This is a genomic window from Rhodococcus sp. BS-15, from assembly GCF_000813105.1.
Lineage (GTDB): Bacteria > Actinomycetota > Actinomycetes > Mycobacteriales > Mycobacteriaceae > Rhodococcoides.
On record NZ_BAOX01000447.1, the window covers coordinates 1 to 2735 of the forward strand.

Genomic DNA, 2735 nt, shown 5'->3' on the forward strand with positions numbered 1-2735 from the left:
GCGTCGGGGCCCGGCGCGATGGTCTCGGCCAGCTCGCGCCTGGACCGTCGGACGGAGTAGCCGTCGAGCACGCGGGCAACGGTCATCGGCGACGCCGACGGATCGGATATCACGCCGTGCCGCTGCGGTCCGCGCAACGTCCACCATTCGGCGGAATCGGCGATCTCCGACGCCGCGAGGGCCTCGCCGAGCTGCACTCCGAACGATGCGAGTGTGGCGTCGAGTTCGATCACCAGCGCTTCGACGTCGAGCAGATGCGGTGTTCTGGCGGTTCGATCGAGCCTGTCGTCGACGAACACCGCCATGACTGCCGGGATGTTCTCCATCGCGCAGTAGCCGGCCAGGTAGCCGATGACGTCGAGCATCTCCGGGGTCGCGCGGGTGTGACTGCCTGCGCGCCGATCGATGTGTTCGCCTGCCAGGACGAGGTCGTGACGCATCGTGGGTCCGACGCAGGCACCGCCGTCCTTGACCGCGATGAGCACCATCGATCGATGCGGGTGGAACCCGAGCATGGCCGGCACGGCTGCCATCAGGTCGCTCGCGTGGCCGAGGCGAACGCGATGGCGGAAGTCGAAGTTGTCGTGTGAGTTCGTCGGTGTGTACATACCGGAGAATCCTGGCCGGGGTCCCGACGACCGACCGAGTCTCGACCTGGGCTTTCGTATTGCCCTGTGGAGAACTGCCGTGTTGTGGATCAATCGTGTCGCCGGAGCTGTGGACGACCGATTCGTGTCGGTGCCGTCTGCTAGGGCTCCGTCAGCTCTGGCCGACCTTCTGGACTGCCGCGGTGAACAGCTCGTCGAGGGTCATCGCATCGGGCGTGCCCGAGCCGAACGACATGAACGTGGCCGACACTCGCACTCCGTCGATCTGGGCCATCAACGTCAGCATCGATTGGGTGACGGCGTCGCCGCCTGCTCCCGATGCAACGGTCTGGCGGACGGCCAATGTGTCGTCCGCATCGATGGGCGGGGGCGGTGTCAGAGTGGAGGTCACCGTCGAGGTAGCGCCGGACTTGGTTGCGGTCACCTCACCGCACTCTTCGAGTTGCTCCTTGCGCGCCGAGAGCGGTTCGTCCACTGCGGTCAACTCGATCGAGATGGTGGATCGGCTGTCGTTGTCGGTGCCGACGATCATGGCCGTGCCCGTCGGGCCGAAGTCCTGGTCGGCGGGCTTGCATCCTGCCGGGCTGACTTCTGCGCCGGCAGGTATTCCGCTGAGATCGGGTGCGGCTTGCGAGATCGCCTGCTGGGGCAGCACCAGGCGTCGTACGGTGCCGGGAAGCTGGACGGGTCGATGAGCAGTCTGTTCAGATCCACGCCGGACTGCGGCGACGAGGTAGCGGCACCCGCGCTGGGCTCGGGAGTGCCGGTGACGGTGGAGCTGCAACCGGCCAGCACGAGAGCTGCGATCGCCGCCGAGGTCACGGCGATGGACAGGCGGGTTCTGCGTGCGGCGGGGCTCACAAGACGTCCTCTTCGGGTCGTGGGACGCCGCAGCACACGCTCCGGCGTCCCACCACTGTCTCATTACGACCACCTCGAACGCGGCAGGCGACCTACCGCAGTGTCGCGAAGTCAGCTGCCGCGGGCGATCCACTCCTCGAGGTGCGGTGCTTCGTCGCCGATGCGCGTGCCGTCGCCGTGCCCGGTGTTGACTCGGGTGTCGACAGGAAGCGCGAAGAGCCGATCACGGATGGACCCGATGATGGTCGGGAAATCCGAGTACGACCGCCCGGTGGCGCCCGGACCGCCGGAGAAGAGGGTGTCGCCGCTGAACAACTCCTTCGCTTCCGGCAGATACAGGCACGTCGATCCCGGTGAATGTCCGGGCGTGTGCAACGCCATGATGTCGGTTCCGGCCACGGTGATGCGCTGACCGTCTTCGAGGGCCGAGTGCCCGACGCCCGGGTGCGTCTGTTCCCACAGCATCTCGTCGGCTGGATGCAGCAGAATCGGCGCGTCCAGGGTGTCCGAGAGTTCGGGTGCCACGGTCACGTGGTCGTTGTGTCCGTGGGTGCAGATGACGGCCTTGACGGTCCGGCCTGCGACCGCGTCGACGATCGGGGCCGCGGTGTGTGCTGCGTCGACGATCACGACCTCGTCGTCGTCACCGATGAGCCAGATGTTGTTGTCGACGTCCCAGGTGCCACCGTCGAGGCTGAACGTGCCCGAGGTGACGACATTCTGGACGCGGAACTGCCCGCTCACAGGACCACCACGGAACGCAGGACGCGTCCCTCGTGCATTGCGGTGAAGGCTGCCTCGACGTCGTCGATGGTGATGCGCTCGGTGACGAACTTCTCGAGCGGCAGACGGCCCTGCTGGTACAGATCCACCAACTGCGGGAAGTCTCGCTCGGGCAGGCAGTCTCCGTACCAGGAGGACTTGAGAGATCCGCCGCGTGAGAAGAAGTCGATCAGCGGCATCTCGAGGGTCATCTCCGGTGTCGGTACGCCGACGAGCACCACGGTTCCGGCGAGATCGCGTGCGTAGAACGCCTGCTTCCAGGTCTCGGGGCGACCGACGGCGTCGATGACCACGTCGGCACCGAACCCGCCGGTCAGCTCCTGCACGGCCTCCACTGCGTCCGCCACCGAGGAGTCGACGGTGTGGGTGGCTCCGAGGCCGAGTGCCCATTCGAGCTTGCCCGGGTCACGGTCGACCGCGATGATCGTCGAAGCGCCGGCCAGGCGTGCTCCTGCGATCGCGGCATCGCCGACGCCACCGCAG

At 66.9% G+C, this 2735-nt stretch carries 3 protein-coding genes and 1 pseudogene; all 4 read right to left on the minus strand.

The window, feature by feature from the left end:
- Positions 1-608: DUF4192 domain-containing protein (locus tag RHBS_RS26555; protein ID WP_145977628.1), on the minus strand; the 608-nt coding region annotated here is incomplete at its 3' end.
- 151 nt (positions 609-759) lie between these two features.
- Positions 760-1469: pseudogene (locus RHBS_RS26560) on the minus strand (DUF5642 family protein).
- A gap of 111 nt (positions 1470-1580) precedes the next feature.
- Positions 1581-2213: an MBL fold metallo-hydrolase gene (locus RHBS_RS26565; RefSeq protein WP_128646850.1), complete on the minus strand. Its 633-nt coding sequence runs from the start codon at positions 2211-2213 to the stop codon at positions 1581-1583.
- The coding region (locus RHBS_RS26570; RefSeq protein ID WP_145977629.1) for a zinc-binding dehydrogenase at positions 2210-2735 on the minus strand (526 nt) is incomplete at its 5' end. The genes RHBS_RS26565 and RHBS_RS26570, both read right to left, overlap by 4 nt.